Below are 662 nucleotides of genomic sequence, written 5' to 3'. Positions count from 1 at the left end.
AGCTGTAACACAGCCCTTCATCTTTTATTTTTTGTCGCAGCGCCGCCAACAGAAATTTAGGTCCAACATTCATCCGTGATTCCCCTAAGTTATCTGTTTAGTTATTTGGGCTCTGTCTTTCTAACAGCAAGTTACGAATAGCTGTACCTGCTTCTAGAATGTGTTTTTTCAACAGATATTTTGCGCCATCAATATCTCTGTTCTGGCACATTTCAAACAAGGTCAAATGTTCTTGTTCCGCTTTTTTAATGCCTGTGGTGAATAACAACTGCATACGAATGTAGCGATCGCATTTGGTATTTAAGTTGTAAATCACATCCATGGTTTCTGGCATGTTGGCAGGTGCGTATAACGCTTTGTGGAATTCGTAGTTATAGTTACTCCATTCTTCCACTTCGTCACCACTATTTACCACCGCTTCGAAGCGTTCACGAACTTCACGAGCGCGTTCTAGATCTTCATCCGTCATGTTTTTAATCGCACGTTCCAGAATGTGGCATTCCACAACCGCACGCAGTTCAAATAGCTCATCGATTTTATCTGGAGACAGTTCAGTCACTGTCGCGCCTTTATGTGGCTCGAAACTGACTAAACCCTGCGCTTCCAATTGTACTAGTGCTTCACGCACAGGAATTCGGCTGACATTGAACTCTTTTGCTAAC

The 662-nt window shown here is 42.7% G+C and carries 1 protein-coding gene; it reads right to left on the bottom strand.

Translation table 11 applies throughout. The features are described from left to right. Positions 1 to 97: 97 nt before the first annotated feature. The coding region (locus R7P74_RS26890) for a GntR family transcriptional regulator (RefSeq protein WP_318123714.1) at positions 98 to 662 on the bottom strand (565 nt) is incomplete at its 5' end.

The organism is Vibrio sp. 2033, assembly GCF_033339735.1.
This window is presented reverse-complemented; position numbering and strand designations above follow the sequence as displayed.